This window comes from Pseudomonas sp. NBRC 111139 (assembly GCF_001753955.1).
Taxonomy (GTDB): domain Bacteria; phylum Pseudomonadota; class Gammaproteobacteria; order Pseudomonadales; family Pseudomonadaceae; genus Aquipseudomonas; species Aquipseudomonas alloputida.
Genome location: NZ_BCBP01000015.1, coordinates 100,405 through 120,434 on the forward strand (window position 1 = coordinate 100,405; position 20,030 = coordinate 120,434).

General features: G+C 62.4%; 14 protein-coding genes. 11 read left to right on the top strand and 3 right to left on the bottom strand.

Annotated features, from left to right (window positions below):
- Positions 1 to 28: 28 nt before the first annotated feature.
- Complete coding sequence (locus BJQ17_RS01430) at positions 29 to 1,831, bottom strand: acyl-CoA dehydrogenase (RefSeq protein ID WP_054889354.1); 1,803 nt, start codon at positions 1,829 to 1,831, stop codon at positions 29 to 31.
- A 142-nt stretch (positions 1,832 to 1,973) separates the two neighbouring features.
- Here BJQ17_RS01430 and BJQ17_RS01435 point away from each other — a divergent pair, with 142 nt between their 5' ends.
- A complete protein-coding gene (locus BJQ17_RS01435) occupies positions 1,974 to 2,657 on the top strand; it encodes a hypothetical protein (protein WP_047604646.1) in 684 nt (227 codons plus the stop codon).
- 412 nt (positions 2,658 to 3,069) lie between these two features.
- Here the strand turns inward: BJQ17_RS01435 and putA are convergent, their stop codons facing one another.
- Complete coding sequence (gene putA, locus BJQ17_RS01440; RefSeq protein ID WP_060538083.1) at positions 3,070 to 7,023, bottom strand: trifunctional transcriptional regulator/proline dehydrogenase/L-glutamate gamma-semialdehyde dehydrogenase; 3,954 nt, start codon at positions 7,021 to 7,023, stop codon at positions 3,070 to 3,072.
- 355 nt (positions 7,024 to 7,378) lie between these two features.
- Between putA and putP the strand changes: the two genes are divergently transcribed.
- From putP to BJQ17_RS01485, 9 genes are all read left to right on the top strand, one after another.
- On the top strand, positions 7,379 to 8,857 hold the full coding sequence (gene putP, locus BJQ17_RS01445; RefSeq protein ID WP_064328607.1) for a sodium/proline symporter PutP: 1,479 nt from the start codon (positions 7,379 to 7,381) through the stop codon (positions 8,855 to 8,857).
- 106 nt (positions 8,858 to 8,963) lie between these two features.
- The gene (locus BJQ17_RS01450) at positions 8,964 to 9,800 is read left to right on the top strand and encodes a 23S rRNA (adenine(2030)-N(6))-methyltransferase RlmJ (protein WP_003249430.1); all 837 of its coding nucleotides are present in this window, start codon (positions 8,964 to 8,966) and stop codon (positions 9,798 to 9,800) included.
- A 192-nt stretch (positions 9,801 to 9,992) separates the two neighbouring features.
- The gene (locus tag BJQ17_RS01455; RefSeq protein ID WP_003249431.1) at positions 9,993 to 11,750 is read left to right on the top strand and encodes a carbamoyltransferase; all 1,758 of its coding nucleotides are present in this window, start codon (positions 9,993 to 9,995) and stop codon (positions 11,748 to 11,750) included.
- Complete coding sequence (locus tag BJQ17_RS01460; protein WP_003249433.1) at positions 11,734 to 12,864, top strand: glycosyltransferase; 1,131 nt, start codon at positions 11,734 to 11,736, stop codon at positions 12,862 to 12,864. Before BJQ17_RS01455 ends, BJQ17_RS01460 begins: the two co-directional genes overlap by 17 nt.
- Positions 12,864 to 13,760, top strand: coding sequence for an antimicrobial resistance protein Mig-14 (locus BJQ17_RS01465; RefSeq protein ID WP_003249434.1), 897 nt, complete (start codon positions 12,864 to 12,866; stop codon positions 13,758 to 13,760). Before BJQ17_RS01460 ends, BJQ17_RS01465 begins: the two co-directional genes overlap by 1 nt.
- Positions 13,757 to 15,160: a PIG-L deacetylase family protein gene (locus BJQ17_RS01470; protein ID WP_003249436.1), complete on the top strand. Its 1,404-nt coding sequence runs from the start codon at positions 13,757 to 13,759 to the stop codon at positions 15,158 to 15,160. The genes BJQ17_RS01465 and BJQ17_RS01470 overlap by 4 nt, the downstream gene beginning before the upstream one ends.
- Positions 15,161 to 15,208: 48 nt before the next feature.
- Entirely contained in the window at positions 15,209 to 16,165 is a 957-nt protein-coding gene (locus tag BJQ17_RS01475) for a glycosyltransferase (RefSeq protein WP_003249439.1), read from the top strand.
- Positions 16,166 to 16,230: 65 nt separating this feature from the next.
- The gene (locus BJQ17_RS01480; RefSeq protein ID WP_054830858.1) at positions 16,231 to 17,004 is read left to right on the top strand and encodes a glycosyltransferase family 2 protein; all 774 of its coding nucleotides are present in this window, start codon (positions 16,231 to 16,233) and stop codon (positions 17,002 to 17,004) included.
- A gap of 37 nt (positions 17,005 to 17,041) precedes the next feature.
- Positions 17,042 to 18,133: a glycosyltransferase gene (locus tag BJQ17_RS01485; protein WP_003249442.1), complete on the top strand. Its 1,092-nt coding sequence runs from the start codon at positions 17,042 to 17,044 to the stop codon at positions 18,131 to 18,133.
- A 2-nt stretch (positions 18,134 to 18,135) separates the two neighbouring features.
- Here the strand turns inward: BJQ17_RS01485 and BJQ17_RS01490 are convergent, their stop codons facing one another.
- Positions 18,136 to 18,741 (bottom strand): hypothetical protein, encoded by a 606-nt coding sequence (locus BJQ17_RS01490; RefSeq protein ID WP_003249444.1) that lies wholly within the window; start codon positions 18,739 to 18,741, stop codon positions 18,136 to 18,138.
- Between the two features lie 100 nt (positions 18,742 to 18,841).
- On the opposite strand from BJQ17_RS01490, the gene BJQ17_RS01495 reads away from it, so the two are divergent.
- Positions 18,842 to 20,017, top strand: coding sequence for an O-antigen ligase (locus tag BJQ17_RS01495; RefSeq protein ID WP_070095399.1), 1,176 nt, complete (start codon positions 18,842 to 18,844; stop codon positions 20,015 to 20,017).
- Positions 20,018 to 20,030 lie beyond the last annotated feature (13 nt).

Sequence of the window (20,030 nt, forward strand, 5' to 3'; positions counted from 1 at the left end):
GATGCCTCCGTGTACACGGTGGCTCCCCCTAGAACCACCCGTCTTGCATGCCGAGGCAGGTATCGTCGTGTGCCTCGAGCAATGCCAGCTCATTATGGCAGCCCGGTACTTCCCAGGTCAGGAAATAACGCGCAGCTTGCAGCTTGCCGAGGTAGAAGTCGCGATCAGCAGCGGTTCCCTTGAGCAGACCAAGTTCGGCGTGAACCGCCTGCTCCAACCAGCGCCAGCCGATCACGCAGTGGCCGAAGGCCTTGAGGTACAAGGCAGAGTTGGCCAAGGCACCAGCGACTTTGCCTTGGGCGAGGTCACCGAGCAGGACCAGGGTGACCCCCTGCAGGCGGTTGGCCAGTTGCTCCAGCGGCTGACGCAGTGGGTCAAGGTTCGGGTGATGGCTGGCACGTTCGCAGGTGGTGGCGATCAGGCGTATCAGCTGCTTGAGGCCGGCACCATTGTGCTGTGCCAGCTTGCGACCGAGCAGATCGAGCGACTGGATACCCTCGGTACCTTCGTGGATCGGGTTCAAACGGTTGTCACGGTAGTACTGCTCCACCGGGTATTCGCGGGTGTAGCCGTGGCCGCCAAGAATCTGGATCGCCAATTCGTTGGCCTTGAGGCAGAACGCCGAGGGCCAGGATTTGACGATCGGGGTCAGCAGGTCGAGCAGGTCCTGCGCCAGCTTGCGGGTGTTTTCGTCAGCGGCCGTATGGGTGTCGTCGAACAGGCGCGCGGCGTACAGGCCCAGGTCAAAGGCGCCTTCTACGTAGGCCTTCTGCGCCAGAAGCATGCGCTTCACATCCGTGTGCTCGATGATCGGCACCGCCGGGCTGTGTGGGTCCTTGTTGTCTGGCAGCCGGCCCTGCGGCCGCTGGCGAGCGTATTCCAGGGAGTAAAGGTAGCCGGCGTAACCCAGCATCACCGCGCCCATGCCTACGCCTATCCGCGCCTCGTTCATCATCTGGAACATACAGGCCAGGCCTTGGTGCGGCTGGCCGACCAGATAGCCGACGCACTGGCCATTGTCGCCGAAGTTCAGCGCGGTCGAGGTGGTGCCGCGCCAGCCCATCTTGTGGAACAGCCCGGCCAGCAGCACATCGTTGCGCGGGCCACGGCTGCCGTCCGGGTTTACGTGGTACTTGGGCACGATGAACAGCGAGATGCCTTTGACCCCGGGCGGGGCGTCCGGAAGCTTGGCCAGCACCATGTGCACGATGTTTTCCGACAGTTCGTGGTCGCCGCCGGAAATGAAGATCTTGTTGCCTTTGAGCCGGTAGCTGCCGTCGCCTGCTGGTTCGGCGCGGGTGCGTATGTCGGCCAGCGACGAGCCGGCGTGGGGTTCGGTCAGCGCCATGGTGCCGAAGTAGCGGCCCTCGATCATCGGTTGCAGGAACAGGCGCTTCTGTTCATCGGAGCCGAAGCTCTCGATCAGGTTGGCCGCGCCCATGGTCAGAAACGGGTAGGCCGTGGTGCCGGCGTTGGCGGCCTGGAAGTGGGCGAAGCAGGCTTGCGAGACCAGGCTGGGCAGCTGCATGCCGCCGACCTCGAAGTCCCGGTTGGCGTTGAGGAAGCCGGCTTCGAGGAAGGCATCGACGGCGGGCTTCACCTCGGGAATCAGCTCGGCGCGGCCGTCCACGTAGCGTGGTTCGTTTTCGTCGGCCTTGCGGTTGTGCGGGGCGAAATACTTTTCGGCGATGGTGCGGGCGGTGGTCAGTGCCGCATCGAAGGTTTCACGGCTGTGCTCGGCGAAGCGCGGGCGCTGGGTCAGGGCTTCGGCGTCGAGGACTTCGTAGAGCTCGAAGGCGAGGTTGCGGGGGCTGAGCAAGGTCTCGGGCATGGTGGCGGTCCTGAGGCGGGATGCTGCGAGTGTAGGAGCGTGGTGAGACTGGGGACAGGTTAATAGGTTTGCGTGATATGGGTTGAGAACGCCGGGAAGCCTGCCGGTTATTGGTGAAACCAACGCAAGGTCAGGTCGTGTAATGCCTGCTCGGGAGAATATGGAGACGTTTCCCACAATCCAGATCGGAAATGGACTGCTGCGGATCGAATATCAGTTGGCCTTGAATGTGCGTTTTGGTGTTCACAAGGAAACGTTTCAGATGAGTGATGCCCACCACGCTGACTTGGCTGAGGCCAACGGCAACCAGGTTCCCTTCTTCGTAGTCTCACCCATGAAATTTGGTGTAATGAATTTCTTTACCTTGGGCTTCTACTGGGTTTACTGCTTCTATCAAAGTTGGAGTCTGCATAGAGAGAAAACGGGAGAGCGCGTAAGTCCGTTCTGGCGAAGCGCTTTTGCAGTGTTCTTCATCTATCCATTATTGAGAAGGGTAAATGACCATATTCGCGACTCAGGTAAAACCTATCCGTGGTCCATCCTGGGGCTCACGCTGGGCTATTACGGTTTTTGCGTTGTCTGGGTGGTTGCCAGCGTCGTGTTGGAAGGCCAGCTGTGGCCGGCCTATTTTGCGGGCTTAGCCATTCAGGCAGCTTGGCTGATCATTCTGGTATTCATGCAGAAGGGCATCAATTTCTGTGCGGGTGACAAAGAAGGGAAGGCCAACAGCCGGTTCACGCTGGCCAATTGGCTTTGGATGCTGCTGGGTATTGCGCTTATGGCAGCACAGCTGTTTGCTTTGATTGCGCTTTCACCAATGGTTTGAGCATTTTTTGGCCGAAGCTCTGTCGGAGGGGAGCTCCGGATAGTCCCCGATCCACACCGCGCTTCCGCTTTCCTTGAAGACAATACGATGCTGGGGTAGAAGCCTCCTGCAAGGCTATTTTATATGTCTGTCTGGACGGGTCCTTTCGCGGGTAAACCCTACAGCGGCCTGTGTCCAACCCCCGACCTGTGTCCGCCACTGATCCGGTGTAGGAGCGGGTTTACCCGCGAAAGGACCGGCCCAGGCAGCCGAGAAATTCCAGGGGATAAACGGTAACAACAGAAGACACCCAAGTCACCGTTGGCATGACCACGTTCTGGTGAGCACCTGTTAGTCCAGCCCCTGCTTCAGGACATGTACGCATAAAAAAGGAGAGCCGAGGCTCTCCTTCTTCTTCAACAACCCTCAGCCATTAGCCAATGGTCATCAGGCTGGCGTTACCGCCTGCCGCTGCAGTGTTCACGCTCACCGCGCGCTCGATGACCAGGCGCTCCAGCGCAATCTGGTGATCACCGCTGGACAGCCCGTGCACCCCAACGATCGCCCCGGCACGCTTGGCCACCTGCTGGCATACGCCGCGCAGCTGGTCCGAGTCGCCATGGTGGATCACGGCGTCGAACGCCACTTCATCCTTGTTCCAGTCCGCGACCAGCTTCACCTTGGCCTGCAGCTCACGCGGCAGGCGGGCGCGCAGGGCCTTGCCCGGTTCACCGTCAACCCACACCGCCGAGCTGCCAACGGCCAGTACTGCGGCGAACTGCGCCAGCAGGTCGGCTTCGTTGTCGGCCAGGCACAGCACGTGCTCACGCGGCAGAATGGTGTAGCTGTTGCGCTCGCCGGTCGGGCCAGGCAGCAGGCGGGCGATGCCGCTCTGCGACTGGCTGGCGAACTGGCTGCACAGCGCGGCCAGGTCGGCCAGCTGGTTGTTCTCGGCCCAGGCCTTCAGGCCGTGCAGTGGCTTGACCAGCTGTTCGTGCAGGGTGCGATCCGGCTTGCCTTCGCCGTCCTGCTGCTGGAAGTGGCGGCCGATGGCGTCGGCCGGGCGGGTCGACAGCAGGCGGTAGAGGTACAGCGGGCCGCCGGCTTTCGGGCCGGTACCCGACAGGCCTTCACCACCGAACGGCTGCACGCCCACCACTGCACCCACAATGTTGCGGTTGACGTACATGTTGCCGGCGTTGGCGGTTTCCACCACCTTGGCGATGGTCTCGTCGATACGGGTGTGCACGCCGAGGGTCAGGCCGTAGCCGGAGTTGTTGATCTGCTCGATCAGCTGGTCCAGATTGCGGCGGTTGTAGCGCACCACGTGCAGCACGGGGCCGAAGATTTCGCGCTTCAGCTCGTCGAAGCTGTCCAGCTCGATCAGGGTTGGCATGACGAAGGTGCCACGCTTGATCTCGGCAGCATCGGCAATAGCGACTTGGTAGACCGGGCGGCCTTTCTCGCGCATGCCCTGGATGTGCTTCTCGATGCCAGCCTTGGCTTCGGCATCGATCACCGGGCCGATGTCCACGGCCAGGCGGTCCGGGCAGCCCAGGCGGCTTTCAGCCATGGCGCCCTTGAGCATCTCGATTACGCGGTCGGCGGAGTCTTCCTGCAAGCACAGTACGCGCAGGGCCGAGCAACGCTGGCCGGCACTGTCGAAGGCCGAGGACACCACGTCGATCACGACCTGTTCGGTCAGTGCCGAGGAGTCGACGATCATCGCGTTCTGGCCGCCGGTTTCGGCGATCAGCGGGATCGGGCGGCCCTGGTTGTCCAGACGGCCAGCGACGTTGCGCTGCAGCAGGCGGGCCACTTCAGTGGAGCCGGTGAACATCACACCTTTGACGCGTTCGTCCCCGACCAGGCCGGCTCCGACGGTTTCACCGCGGCCAGGCAGCAGCTGCAGCACGCCTTCTGGGATGCCAGCTTCCAGCAGCAGGCGCACGGCCTGGGCGGCGATCAGTGGGGTTTGCTCGGCAGGCTTGGCCAGTACCGGGTTGCCGGCAGCCAGGGCTGCGGCCACCTGGCCGGTGAAGATCGCCAGCGGGAAGTTCCATGGGCTGATGCACACCACAGGGCCCAGTGGGCGGTGGGCGTCATTGCTGAAGTCGTTACGTGCCTGCACCGCGTAGTAGCGCAGGAAGTCCACGGCTTCACGCACTTCGGCAATGGCGTTGGCGAAGGTCTTGCCGGCCTCGCGGATGAGCAGGCCCATCAGCGGCTGGATCTCGGCCTCCATCAGGTCGGCGGTGCGCTCCAGAATGGCAGCACGCTCGGCTGGTGGGGTGGCCTGCCAGATCGGTGCGGCGTTCAGTGCGCACTGGATGGCGTTGTCCACGTCGGCAACGGTGGCCTCCTGCACATGGCCGACGACGTCGCGGTGGTCAGCCGGGTTCAGCACCGGTGCGGCAGCGCTCTCGCTGGCGGCGCAGGCCAGTAGCGGGGCAGCCTTCCAGTCATTGTGAGCGGTGGCCAGCATGGCGCAGGACAGCGATGCCAGGCGGTGTTCGTTGGCCATGTCGATACCGGCCGAGTTGGCCCGTTCGGTGCCATACAGGTCGCGCGGCAGGGGAATGCGTGGGTGCGGCAGGCCGATACTGCCTTCCTGGGTACCCATGCGCTCGATGCTGGCCACCGGGTCGGCGACCAGTTCCTGGATGGAAATCGAGTGGTCGGCGATGCGGTTGACGAACGAGGTGTTGGCGCCGTTTTCCAGCAGGCGGCGCACCAGGTAGGCCAGCAGCGTTTCATGGGTGCCGACCGGTGCATACACGCGGCACGGGCGGTTCAGCTTGCCATCGGCAATCTTGCCGACTACTTGCTCGTACAGCGGCTCGCCCATGCCGTGCAGGCACTGGAACTCGTACTGGCCCGGGTAATAGTTCTGCCCGGCAATGTGGTAGATGGCCGACAGGGTGTGGGCGTTGTGGGTGGCGAACTGCGGGTAGATGGCTTCTGGCACGGCCAGCAGCTTGCGGGCGCAGGCGACGTAGGACACGTCGGTGTACACCTTGCGGGTATAGACCGGGTAGCCTTCCAGGCCTTCGACCTGGGCACGCTTGATCTCGCTGTCCCAGTAGGCGCCTTTTACCAGGCGGATCATCAGGCGGTGGCGGCTGCGCTTGGCCAGATCGATGACGTAGTCGATCACGTACGGGCAGCGCTTCTGGTAGGCCTGGATAACGAAGCCGATGCCGTTCCAGCCAGCCAGGGATGGCTCGAAGCACAGGCGTTCGAGCAGGTCCAGCGAAAGCTCCAGGCGGTCGGCTTCTTCGGCGTCGATGTTAAGGCCGATGTCGTACTGTTTGGCCAGCAGGGTCAGCGACAGCAGGCGCGGGTACAGCTCTTCCATCACGCGCTCGTACTGGGCGCGGCTGTAGCGCGGGTGCAGTGCCGACAGCTTGATCGAGATACCTGGGCCTTCATAGATGCCACGGCCATGCGAGGCCTTGCCGATCGAGTGGATGGCCTGCTCGTAGGACGCCAGGTACTTCTGCGCGTCGTGCTCGGTCAGTGCGGCTTCGCCGAGCATGTCGTAGGAGTAACGGAAGCCTTTGGCCTCGAAACGGCTGGCGTTGGCCAGGGCTTCGGCAATGGTCTCGCCGGTGACGAACTGCTCACCCATCAGGCGCATGGCCATGTCGACGCCCTTGCGGATCATCGGTTCGCCGCTCTTGCCGATGATGCGGGTGAGCGAGGAGGTGAGGCCGGTTTCGTTATGGGTGCTGACCAGCTTGCCGGTCAGCAGCAGCCCCCAGGTGGCGGCGTTGACGAACAGTGACGGGCTGTTGCCCAGGTGCGGCTGCCAGTTGCCGGTACTGATCTTGTCGCGGATCAGCGCATCACGGGTACCTTTGTCGGGGATACGCAGCAGGGCTTCGGCCAGGCACATCAGCGCCACGCCTTCCTGAGACGACAGCGAGAATTCCTGCAGCAGGCCCTGGACAATACCGGCACGGCCGCCGGCGCTTTTCTGATTGCGCAGCTTTTCGGCAATGCCCGCGGCCAGCTTGTTGGTGGCTTCGGCCAGTGGCGCGCTCAGGCGCGCCTGCTCCAGCAGCATCGGCACCACTTCCTGCTCCGGTCGGCGGTAGGCAGCGGTGATCGCCGAGCGCAGTACCGACTGCGGCAAGATGCTTTCGGCAAATTCGAGGAAGCACTGGTGGCTGTGGTCGGCCTGGACTTCACCGGCATCGTCGGCCAGGTTGCTGACATGACCGTTGAGTTCGGTCAGGGTGGCGCCACCCTCGAGCTTCTCCAGGTAGTTGAAGATCGCTTGCTTGATCAACCAGTGCGGCGTGCGGTCAATGGACTGCGCAGCTGCTTTGAGTCGCTCACGGGTCGGGTCGTCGAGTTTGACCCCAAGGGTGGTAGTCGCCATTTCTTATCCTCGTTATTGCCACGGTTGTGGCCTAAGCTGGCGTCAAGAGTATCTGTAGGACAATTCGGGTGCAACCAGGTGCAACCCTAATTTTTCGTGTGGAAGGTGCAACTCGTCCGACAGCTATTCCCATACCCTGAAAAGGGGCGTTTTCGGTGCGATTTATTCTGAAAAGTCGGTTTTTTGCTCCCGAAAGGAGCAAGAAGCGGGCTTTGTCGGAAAATGCACGGGCAGGTGCAACTTGCAAAAGAAAAATGGTTGCACCTTCTTTGCGTTGTTGCATAGCATTCGCCGCCTGGGTGCAACCGCCATCGCTGTGGTTGCGCATGATAAAAACAAACGCCAGGGCACACGCATGGGCAATCCACTAACGATCACCTTCGTGATCTACATCGCAGCAATGGTGCTGATCGGCTTCGCCGCCTATCGCGCTACCAACAACCTTTCCGATTACATTCTGGGCGGTCGCAGCCTCGGTAGCGTGGTTACCGCGCTGTCTGCCGGTGCCTCCGACATGAGTGGCTGGCTGCTGATGGGCCTGCCCGGTGCCATCTACTTCGCGGGCCTGTCCGAGGCCTGGATCGCCATCGGTCTGACGGTGGGTGCCTACCTGAACTGGCTGTTCGTGGCTGGCCGGCTGCGCGTGCAGACCGAGCACAACGGTGACGCGCTGACCCTGCCGGACTACTTCTCCAGCCGTTTCGAAGACAATACCGGGCTGCTGCGTATCATTTCCGCCATCGTCATCCTGGTGTTCTTCACCATCTACTGTGCCTCCGGCATCGTGGCCGGTGCCCGTCTGTTCGAGAGCACCTTCGGCATGTCGTACGAAACCGCTTTGTGGGCTGGTGCAGCGGCGACCATCGCCTACACCTTCGTGGGTGGCTTCCTGGCGGTGAGCTGGACCGATACCGTACAAGCTTCGCTGATGATCTTCGCGCTGATCCTGACCCCGGTAATCGTGCTGATCTCCACCGGTGGCTTCGACCAGACCTTCGCCGCTATCGAGGCGGTGAACCCGGCGAACTTCGACATGCTCAAGGGTGCCACCTTCATCGGCATCATCTCGCTGATGGGCTGGGGCCTGGGTTACTTCGGCCAGCCGCATATCCTGGCGCGCTTCATGGCCGCTGATTCGGTGAAGTCCATCGCCAAGGCGCGCCGCATTTCCATGACCTGGATGATCCTGTGCCTGGCGGGTACCTGCGCCGTTGGCTTCTTCGGCATCGCCTACTTCTCGGCTCATCCTGAACTGGCAGGCCCGGTTAGCGAGAACCACGAACGTGTGTTCATCGAGCTGGCCAAGATCCTGTTCAACCCATGGGTTGCGGGTGTCCTGCTGTCGGCCATCCTGGCCGCAGTCATGAGTACCCTGAGCTGCCAGCTGCTGGTGTGCTCCAGTGCCCTGACCGAAGACTTCTACAAAGCCTTCCTGCGCAAGAATGCTTCGCAGGTCGAACTGGTGTGGGTCGGCCGTCTGATGGTGCTGGCCGTGGCCCTGATTGCCATCGCCATGGCCTCCAACCCGGAAAACCGCGTGCTGGGCCTGGTGGCCTATGCCTGGGCCGGCTTCGGTGCCGCCTTCGGCCCGGTGGTGCTGATTTCGGTGCTGTGGAAAGGCATGACCCGTAACGGTGCGCTGGCCGGTATCGTGGTGGGTGCGCTGACGGTGATCCTGTGGAAGAACTTCGACACCCTCGGGTTGTACGAAATCATCCCGGGCTTCCTGTTCGCCAGCATCGCCATTGTTCTGGTGAGCAAGCTGGGCAGCCCTTCGCAGGCGATGGTCAAGCGCTTCGAAGCAGCTGATGCGGCGTATCACGCCGACAAGTAACACCCGTTGAATTGGCGGTGCCTGCTTTGCGGGTGCCGCCAATCAGCAGCCAGGCCTGACTCCGCCTGCAAGGCAAGGTAAACTTGCCGCCTTCGCAGGAGTTGCCATGAACTATCGTCACGCCTTCCACGCCGGCAACCACGCCGACGTCCTCAAACACATCGTGCTGACCCGCCTCATCGCCCTGATGTCGCGCAAGGAGCAGCCGTTCGCCTATATCGATACCCACGCAGGGCTCGGCCTGTACGACCTGCAGGGCGATCAGGCAAGCCGTACCGGCGAGTACCTGGAAGGCGTAGCCCGCCTGTGGAATCGCGATGACCTGCCGGCCATGGCCGACGACTACCTGCGCATCATCAAGCGCCTGAATGCCGATGGCGAGCTGCGCTACTACCCGGGGTCGCCCGAACTGGCCCGTCGCCTGATGCGCCAGCAGGACCGCGCCCTGCTCAACGAGAAGCACCCCGAAGACGGGCCGCTCCTTAAAGAAAACATGAAAAAAGACCCGCGCGTGACCGTGCATCTGGGTGAAGGCTGGCATGTGCCGCGGGCCTTGCTGCCGGTGCAGGAAAAGCGCGCGATCATGCTGATCGACCCGCCGTTCGAGCAGGCCGATGAGCTCAAGCGCTGCACCACGGCCATGAAAGAGGCGATCGGCCGCATGCGCCAGACGGTTGTGGCCATCTGGTACCCGATCAAAGACCAGCGTTCGCTGACCCGCTATTACCAGGACCTGACCAGCACTGGCGCGCCGAAACTGTTGCGGGTTGAGCTGTATGTGCATCACCAGGACAGCCCTCAGGGGCTGAACGGCTCTGGCCTGGCCATCGCCAACCCGCCGTGGGGGCTGGAGGATGAACTTAAGGAGCTGCTGCCATGGCTGGCCAAAGAGCTGGCACAGACCGCCGGCAGTTATCGCATGGACTGGCTGATCGCCGAGTAAACCTGTAGGCGCGGGTATACCCGCGAACACCGGCGACGCCGGTGCCATCCACCGCGTTGCCTGCTTCGCGGGTGAACCCGCTCCTACAAGGGGGCGGTGTGCCTCCAATGTTTGCGTTATAATCCCGCCCTTTAGCCGCCATCCGCCCAAGAGGCCGCTGGCGCATTTTTACCGAATGAAGAGGCTAATCCCTTGGCATTGACGATTCTTGGCCTGTCCGGCGCCCTTAGCCATGACCCTTCCGCGGCCCTGTACATTGACGGCAAGCTGATTGCCGCCGCCGAAGAAGAGCGCTTCGTGCGTGACAAGCATGCGAAGAACCGCATGCCCTACGAGTCGGCGAAGTTCTGCCTGGAACAGGCAGGCATCAAGCCGTCCGACGTCGACGTGGTAGCCATCCCGTTCGCCCCGATCAGCCTGTTCGGCAAGGCGCGGTGGCACTATGCCAAGCGCTATTGGTACGCCCCGGATCGTGCACTCGATGCCATCCTGATGGGCAACCGTCGCTACAAGCGCTATCGCAAGAAGATCGTCTGGTGCCTGGAGCAACTGGGCTTCGACCCGAAAAAGGTCAAGATCGAGCCGGTCGAGCACCACCTGGCCCACGCTTCCAGTGCTTATCATTGCTCGGGCTTCAAGGAAAAAACCGCAATCCTCGGCATTGACGGGAAGGGCGAGTACGCCACCACCTTCTTTGGCTACGGCGAAAACGGCAAGATCCACAAGATCAAGGAATTCTTCGACCCGGACTCGCTGGGTGGCCTTTACGGTGCCATCACCGAGTTCCTGGGCTTCGAAATGCTCGATGGCGAGTTCAAGGTCATGGGCATGGCGCCGTATGGCGACGCCAGCAAGTATGATTTCTCGCGTCTGGCCAGCTTCGAAAACGGCGAGTTGGTCATCAACACCGAGTACGCCAACGTTATCGGCCTGCGCCGCTATAAAGAGAAGGGCAAGGGCTTCTACTTCTCGCCAAAGCTGATCGAATGGCTGGGCCCCAAGCGCGAAGGCGACATCGCCGACGAGCCGTACATCCATTACGCCGCCAGCATGCAGGCGCTGTTCGAGAAACTGGCGCTGCAGATGATCGACCATTACCTGGGCGACACCCTGCGTGAAACCGGCAAGCTGGCCTTCGCCGGCGGCTGTGCGCTGAACGTCAAGCTCAACCAGAAGATCATCGCCCGTCCGGACGTGAAAGAGTTGTTCGTTCAGCCGGCCTCCGGCGACGCCGGGACTGCCGTTGGCGCCGCTGCCTATGTGTCCCACGCCCGTGGCGTTCCGGTCGAGAAGATGGAGCACGTCTACCTCGGCCCGTCGTACTCCAACGAAGACGTGATCGCCGCCTGCGCCCGTCACCCGAACCAGCCAAAGTGGCGCAAACTCGAGAACATGCCGCAGCAGATCGCCCAGATCATGGTCGATGGCAACCCGGTTGCCTGGTTCCAGGGCCGCATGGAGTTCGGGCCGCGTGCCCTGGGTGGCCGATCGATCATCGGCTGCCCAAGCGTGGAAGGCGTGGCTGACCGCATCAACCACCAGATCAAGTTCCGCGAACGCTGGAGACCTTTCTGCCCGTCGATGCTCGACACTGTCGCCCCGCAGATGATCAAGGTCGACCATCCCGCGCCGTTCATGACCTTCACCTTCGAAGTCGCTGAAGAGTGGAAAACCCGCGTGCCGGAAGTGGTGCACGAGGACGGCACTTCGCGTGCCCAGGTGCTCAAGCGCGAGTACAACCCGCGCTACTACGACATGATGAAGGCACTGGAAGACCTGACGGGCAACGGCGTGTCGCTGAACACCTCGCTGAACCGTCGTGGTGAACCGATGATCTGCTCGCCGACCGATGCCCTGAACATGTTCTTCGGCTCGGACCTGCAGTACCTGATCATGGAAGACATCCTGGTTGTGAAGGACGGCGCGGCCCCGTATGACCAGCCGCTCTGAACCGCGCATCCTGCAGTTCTGCCATGGCTATGACGGGCCGTTCCTGGACTGCGCCCGTCAGTACGCCAGCCTGTTTCAGGGGCGTGGGTACCGGGTGACTACGGTGTTCCTCACCGGCGCCGCCGACGCGCAGGTGGCGGCTGGCTGTGCGTCGGACGAGGTGCTGTTCCTTGAGTTCAGCTCCAAGGCCGTGCGTGGCCTGAAACTCGGCGCCATCCGCGCATTGCGGCGCATTGCGGCCGAGCGCAATTTCGCTTTCTGCATCGCCCATCGCTTCAAGCCGATCTACGTTGCCCTGCTGGGGACCGGCCTGCCGGTGATTGGTGTGCACCATGCCTTTGGCGACTACCAGCGCAAAGGCCGCCGCCTGTTCGCGAACCTGTTCGGCAAGCGTCTGAGCCTGTTGGGTGTTTCGGACGCGGTACGTGACGATATGCGCCGTTGCTTGCCGCAGTGGCCGGCCGAACGCATCCAGACCCTGTACAACCGCATCGACATCGACGCCCTGCAAGCAGCCCTGGTGCCGCGCGCTGACGCACGCCAGGCCTTGGGCCTGGATGCTCAGGCGTGGATCGTCGGCAATGTCGGGCGCCTGCACCCGGACAAGGACCAGGCCACCCTGTTGCGCGGTTTTGCCCAGGCATTGCCGGGGCTGCCGGCTGGCGCCCGCCTGGCAATCCTCGGCAAGGGGCGCCTGGAGGCCAAGCTCAAGGCGTTGGCCGCCGAACTTGGTATTGCCGGGCAAGTCGACTTTCTTGGCCAGGTACCGGATGCGCGCCGTTATTTCCAGGCGTTCGACGTGTTCGCGTTGAGTTCTGATCACGAGCCGTTCGGCATGGTCCTGCTCGAAGCGATGGTTGCCGGTGTACCGGTGTTGGCCACGGCCTGTGGCGGTGCCCGCGAAGTGGTCGAGGGCGTTGGCGTGCTGTTCCCGCTGGGCGACGCCGCGCAGCTGGCTCAGGGCCTGAAGCACATGGCCGTACTGGACGCTGAGCAGCGCCAGGCCTGTGCCAGGCACATGCTGCAGCGCCTGCGCGAGCGTTTCTCTGACCAGGCGGTGCGCGAGGCCTTCTGGCAACTCCCGCAGGTGCGCGCGTTGGTGGGGCAGGCCTGATGCTCAATCGTATCCAGGCCTTCCGCGAACGCGGTTGGCAAGCTATCGATGCCAAGGCTTATGCCCAGGCATGGGCGCGCTTTGGCGGCAGTGTTGCCACCCATCCGCTGGTGGTCGAGCAACTGGCGGACCTGGCACAGATCCCGGTGCGTTACCTGGGCTGGCACCAGGCTGGCGAGCTGAAAGCCGCCATCCCGGTCTGGGGGCGTCACCTGGCGCTGTCCAAGGACGTGCTGAAGCGTGCTGGCAAGAAGGCCCTGTTCGACCTCGGTAATGCCGAGATCATTCTGCCGGCGGCGTCTGATGCCGCTGCGCCGTTGCGCCATACAATGCGTTACCTGTCCGAACTGAACCAGGGCCGCTTCAGCGGCCTGAAGGCGCAGAAGGAGCAGTTGGCCATGGCCCGGGCGCCTGAAGACCTGTCGAAGAAGTTCCGCTACAACCAGCGCCGTGAACTTCGCCTGCTGGAAGAAGCGGGTGGTGTGGTACGCCCGATCAGCGACTTCAGTGCTCAGGAAATCGCCAGCATGTACTGCGACCTGTTCCTGCGCCGCTGGGGGTTCCCTGCCACCGGTGCCGAGCGTATGGCCGATGTGCTGGGCCGCTTGCGCGAGCTGCTGATCGGCTCGGTGCTGCTGCTGGACGGTAAACCGATTGCCATCCAGCTGGTGTACCGCGTCGAAGCGCCGGAATGGATTAGCGTCGAGTACATCAATGGCGGTGTCGACCCTGAAACCAAGGCCTTCAGCCCAGGCAGCGTGCTGAGCTTCCTTAATACCCAGGCCGCCTGGGAAGATGCCCGGGCGCGCAACAAGCCGCTGCGGTTCTCGTTCGGCCGTGCTGATCGTGAGTACAAGGACCGCTGGTGCAACCCTGTGCCGGTGTATCAAGCGTGAGCCGCAAGCAGCAGTTGCTCAAGCGCCACCGGCGCAACAAACGCCTGGGGCTGCTGGCGGGCCTGGTTGCGCTGGTCGCCCTCGGTGTATTCAGCTGGTGGTGGTTGCCACTGCTGTTGTTGCCGCTGCTCTGGGCTGCCCATGAGGCCTGGTTTGCCGACCACCTGTTCTATGCACCGGGTGAGGACTATGCCTACGACTTCGGCGATCAGGTGCGGCAGGTTCCTGCCAGCCTGCACGATGGCTGGCTCAAGGCTGATTGCACGTTGCAGGGCGACGAAACCCTGGTGCTTGAGCTGCGGCTAAAGAGCAGCTGGTTGGGGCGCTTTCTCGACCCTCGGGTCGAGCTGCTGGCTGGCGAACAGGCCGATCGGCAAACGTTCGAGCGTGGCGTCGATGGGGTGCGCTTCCTTAACCTGACCGGCCTTGCAGCGCCACTGCAGGCCGGTACGTTGCGACTGCGCGGCCGGCATTGCCGGCTGCAGGGTCAGCTGCGCCTGTGGATAACCCCCTCGGTCGAGCTGCAGCGGCGCCGAGTGATGGTGATCGCGCCACATGCCGACGACGCCGAGTTGGCCGCGTATGGTTTGTACAGCCAGGCCGACGAAAGCTGGGTGGTGACCCTGACCGCCGGTGAGATAGAGGCCGAGCACTACCAGCAGATGGGCCTGGCAAAGGCCGAGGCCGCGCGCCTGAAGGGGCGCCTGCGTGCCTGGGACAGCATCGCCGTGCCGCGTTGGGCCGGGGTGCCGGAGTCGCATTGCATACAGCTGGGCTACTTTTGCCTGCAGCTGCCTGCCATGCAGGCCGCCCCCGACCAGCCGGCCGCCTCACGTGAAGCCGACCTGGCCGATATCCGCGTGTTCCGCCAGTTCAACCCGTTCCCGTTACCGGGCGACCGTGATGGCGCACCCACCTGGCATAACCTGCTGGCCGACCTGCGAGCCTTGCTGGAGCGGGCCAAGCCAGAGGTCCTGGTGATGCCGCACCCGCAGCTAGACCCCCATCCGGACCATATCTGCGCTCAGGCGGCGGTATTGGAAGCCTTGCAAGGCATGACCTGGCAGCCACAAACCTTGCTGTGCTACGCCAACCACCTGCACGATAACGACCGCTGGCCGATGGGCGACAGTGGCGATGGCGTGGCTTTGCCGCCGCAATTGAGCGCTGCCCAGGCCTGGGCACCCTGCAGCCTGGTGCTGGACTGCGCGACCCAGCGCGACAAGGCCATGGCCCTGGGCATGATGCACGACCTGCAGCCGCCGGCACCGTTCAAGCGCCGCCTGCGCCGCCTGCTGCAACGCTGGCTTGCCGGGCGACAGCCATCGCCTTATGGGGAGAACGAATTCTTCCGCAAGGCCGTGCGCCGACACGAACTGTTCTGGCGGCGTGAGCTGTAAGCACGCCCCATGGTTGACCGCGAAGGCGCAGAGCGCCCAAGGAAAGCAATGAAAGTCCTATTTCTGGTGCAGAAGGAACAGCGGGCGATTCTTGACCGCCTGTACGATGGCGTCGCGGCCAACTGCGAGTGCGACCTGCGCTGGCTGACCAGCCAGGATCAGCGCAACCTGCGCCGTTACTTCAAGCGTGAGGTGCAGGTCGAGCGTTATGACCGCATCGTGTTCTTCCTGCGTTTCAAGCAGGAGATCCGTCAGGTGGCCTTCATCCGCACTGTGCCGAACCTGGTGATTCTCGAGCACGACGCCTACCAGAACTACATCCCGTGCAAGTACACCGGCAAGTTCAGCGCTCATTACCGTCAGTTGCCATGGGCACGGGTGATCAGCTCCGGCTACATGGTCAGCGAGCGCTTGCGCCAGGAAGGTTTTGACGCGGTGTTCGTGCCCAAGGGCTATGACGAGCAGTTGCTGGCCGACCAAGGGCGAGAGCGTGATATCGAACTGGCCTTTGTCGGCAGCGTCAACAGCGTGGCCTACAGTGGCCGCAAGGCACTGCTGGACGAGTTGGGGCAGGTCGAGAACCTGCTGGTAACCCGTACCAAGTCGGGTGAGGACTACTGCAACACGCTCAACCGTATTCGTTTCTTCGTCAGTGCCGATGTCGGCATGGGCGAGTACATGATCAAGAACTTCGAAGCCATGGCCTGTGGCTGTGTGTTGCTGGCATACGACCAGGGCGAGGAAGAGAACCGTGCGCTGGGCCTGCAAGACATGCACAACGTGGTGTTCTATGACAACATCCCGACCCTTCAGGAAAAACTCCGTCGCTTGCGCGCCAACCCCGAGCTAGCACGGCAGATTGCAGAAAATGGCCGCCATCTGGCGGTTTCCCGTTTTAGTTTCGGCGCAGTTGGACGTAGCATCGTCGACCACATGCGCCCTGCGCTCAGGCCCCATCCGCCACTGTCTGCGTGGCAGCGGCTGCGTCTGAAGCTGGGCATCTAAATAAGAGCTTTCACGCCCAGGAGCGGGTTGTTGAAGGCCGACAGTCGTAATGCGGAGGGAATCCGGTGCGCTTTTCAAATGAGAGTGACGTCACGCTTGTCGTGACCAGTTGTGGGCGGTTCGATCTGCTCAAAGACACCCTTGAGAGTTTCGATCGCTACAACACCGCGCCCATTCGCGAGGTATTCATCACCGAAGACTCTGGCGACGATGCTGTGCATGCCGCTGTGCCGGCGCACTGGAAGCCGTACTGCAAGGTGTTCGTCAACCGGCCCAAACTTGGCCAGTTGCCGTCTATCGACCTGGCTTACAGCCAGGTCAAGACGCCGTACATTTTTCACTGCGAAGACGACTGGCAATTCTATCGCCAAGGCTTTGTCGAAGACTCGCAGGCCATCCTGGATGTCAGTCCCAACATCTTGCAGGTGTGGTTGCGCAGCCATGCCCACGACCTGGCCATCCACAGCCCGTACATCCACTTGGGCGATCGCCAGGTGATCGCCGGGGTGCCGTGCTATCCGCTGCTGTCCGACAAGGCCGAGTGGCAGGCGTTCTCGCTCAACCCTGGGCTGCGCCGATTGAGCGATTACCAGCGCTGTGCGCCATTTGCCGCCTATGCTGGAGAAAAGGCGCTTTCCCGCCGCTACGCTGAGTTAAATCTGACAGCGGTCACCTTGGAGGGTGATGCAGTATTGCACACTGGTTTTGGCAATCACGTGACCTTGCCTATCGAGGTGGAGCGTAAGGCCAAGCGCCGTCAACGTGATCGGATGAAGCTGGCATTGACGCTGGTTGCGGGTGCCTTGATCGGCATGGGAATCACCATTTTTGTTCAATGAAGTCGCTGTCCCACCTGACTTGAGCGGGAGAGGGCCCATGAACATCGTCAATATGATGTGGGCGGGTGGAACGCCTTACATGTCCATCCACAAGGTGCATCGGCAGGTCTTGTCGAATGCGGGTGCCGATGCCCGGATCAGTAACTGGCTGTTGCTGGGGAGCGGGCTCTGCTGTGGGCTCGGTTCGACCCGGGAATGGCATATGCCCTCACGTGCGCTCAAAGGGCGGCACTTGTGGCGCTTGCTGCGTCCGTGGCTGCGCATGCGCTTGCGCAAGGCATTGGCCGAGGCTGGGGCAGAAGTGGTGCTGCTCGACGGTATTGGTGTCGCCCGGTTGGTGCTGCCGTTGTTACAGCGCATCACGCACGTGCGTGCCAAGGTACTGTTCCATGGCAAGACGCGCCTGCATGCCAGCGATATCCGCTTGTTGCAGAGTTTTCCGTCCGAGCGTCTGAGTATCGCGGCGGTATCACAGACGTTGGCCGAGTCGCTGGAGCGTGACCTGGGCAGGCCGGTGCAGACGCTGCGCATGGCGCTCGACCCGCTTGCATTCGTCGAGCCTTTGCTGAACCGGGACCAGGCCAGGCAGGCGCTGAAGTTGCCTCAGGGCGCCGAGGTGATGCTGGGTGCGGTAGGGCGATTGGTAGAGAGCAAAGGCTTCGAAATGCTGATCGAGGCATTCGCCAGGGCCAGTGCACGGCAACCGGGCTTGCAGCTGGCGATCATTGGCGAGGGGCCGCAGCATGCCGTGCTGCAGCAGCGTATCGACGCGTTGGGCCTGGCCGAGCGCGTTCATCTGCGCGGTCACCGCGAAGACCTGCAGCAGCTGTATCGGGCATTCGACTGGCTATTGGTACCTTCGCGTTCCGAAGGCCTGGGGCTTGTGGTGCAAGAGGCGGTGATGGCCGACGTACCGGTGGTGTGCAGCGACCTGGAGGTGTTCCGCGAGCAGTTGCGCGACACGGGTGGCTACCTGCCGGTTGCCGACGAAAGCGCCTGGGCTGAGGCGATCGAGCGCTGTGCGGTGCTCAGTGCATCGACGATCGCCGCGAAGCAGCGCCAGGCACTGGCACCGGAGCAGGCCTGGCAGGCGTTCTGCAGCGGCTCGCAGAGCCTGTTGCGCAGTTGAGCTCAGCGTGTCAGCAAGGCTGCCTCGAAGGCGGCAAGGGGGAACCGGTCGCCCAGGTTCTCCCGCTCGATATAGCGCACCATGTGCTGCACATTGCGTCGAATCATGCGGGCTGACAGTGGCGGGCGCAGAAAGCGCATGTCGGCCACGTCGATCAAGCCCAGACGCTGGTCGGGGGTGACCACCACGTTGCCCAAGTGCAGCGAGCGGAAATAAACGCCGCTGCGGTGCAACTGGCGGATCAGTTCGATCAGGCGTGGCAGGTAAGTGTCCCAGCTGAAGCCGTCATCGCGCGACATCTGCAGCAGCGTCCGCCCAGGTAGCGGGCGATACAGCACCGCAGTGCGGCCCGGCAGGTCGAGCTTGTGCTGGCTGATCACTTCGAGGGTAGGGATGCCCAGTTGCGCCAGGCGCGCGGCGTTATCGACGAAACGCTGCGAGTAAGGACGTAGCAGTGCAGATGAAATCAGCCGCTTCCTACGAAAAACCTTGAGGAAATTTCCATCTGTGAGCAGGTAGACTTTGGCGCCATGGCTGTCTGCCTCAAGCACCTGTGCGCCGAGTGTCAGCTGATCGAAGTCGACCTGGGTGAGCCGGGAGCATTGCATGAATAGAGCCTTGTCGTCTGGCGATCAAAATGACCGGCAATAATGCCGAAAATAATGCTGTAGCACCATGGATGGTGTTTCTGATTCATCGGGGGAAAGGATGTTGTATCAAAAAAACTGGGCACAAGCGTGGTTAGGTTTGGGCCTGGTCTGGTTCCTGGCGGCGATTGCCCTGGCACCCAGCAACAAGGTTTATCAGCAAGGTCTGGTGTTGTTCTTATGGCTGCCAACGCTGGTATTGGCCTGGTCGGCCCGAGGTGTGCTGGTGCAAGCCTGGAGGCGGCAACCGGCGCTGTGGGGGAGTGTGCTGCTGCTGTTGGCCTGGAGCGGCCTGAGCCTGGCATGGTCGCCCGCCGAGGAGCCCATGCGCGAGCTCAAGCGCTTGCTCTACATCCTGGTGTTCCTGCTGGCGTTTCCGCTGTTGGCCCAGCTTGGCCAAGCCCGCATTCGTCAGTTATTGCTGCTCGGCAGCGCGCTGCTGGCCATCGCTGCGTTAGTCTCCATCATCAAGTTCTATGGGGTGCAGCGTGCGCCTCTGCTGTTCAGGCTGGCGGGTATCGGCGAAATATCCCACCCCATCCTGGGGGCCTATGTCATTGGTTCGGCTGTGCTCTTGATGCTCTACGAGCCACCTCGGCGGCGTGGCTTGCAGGTGTTGTGGCTGTCGGCACTGGCTTGCCTGGGGGCCTTCGCCATGCTCAGCCAGAGCCGTGGTGCGGTTCTGGCACTGGTGATTACCGTGGTGATGGCGCCGTTGTGGTTCCGTGACCGCCACAGCCGGGTGTTCTCTGTTCTGGCACTGCTTGCCACCGGCCTGGCCTTTTTGGCCGTGTACGACGTTATCGCCCAACGGGGCTCGTCCTACCGGCCGGAAATTTTCCATGCCGTGGTCCAGATGATAGCCGCGCACCCTTGGACTGGTCTTGGTCTGGGGGCTGCTTACGAAGTGAGCGCCGTCGGCATGCACTTCGATCACACCCACAACATGTTCACCCATGTTGCCGTTGAGATGGGCTTGCCCGGCATGTTGCTGTGGGTAATGGTGTGGCTGTTCACGCTGGGCGAAATCGTGCGCGCCCGTGGCACCCTGCTCGGCAAGGTCCTGCTGGGCTTCTGGGTCTATTCGACCCTGGCCATGCAGTTCGATGCCGCCAGCCTCACCGGTACGCCACGTGCCGAATGGTTCATCAGCTGGCTGCCGGTGGGCCTTGCCATGTTGCTGCCATGGGGGCGTGCCGAAAATGACGCCTGTGGTAAAATTGCCGGTTCAACCTGAACAGCGAGCTCGA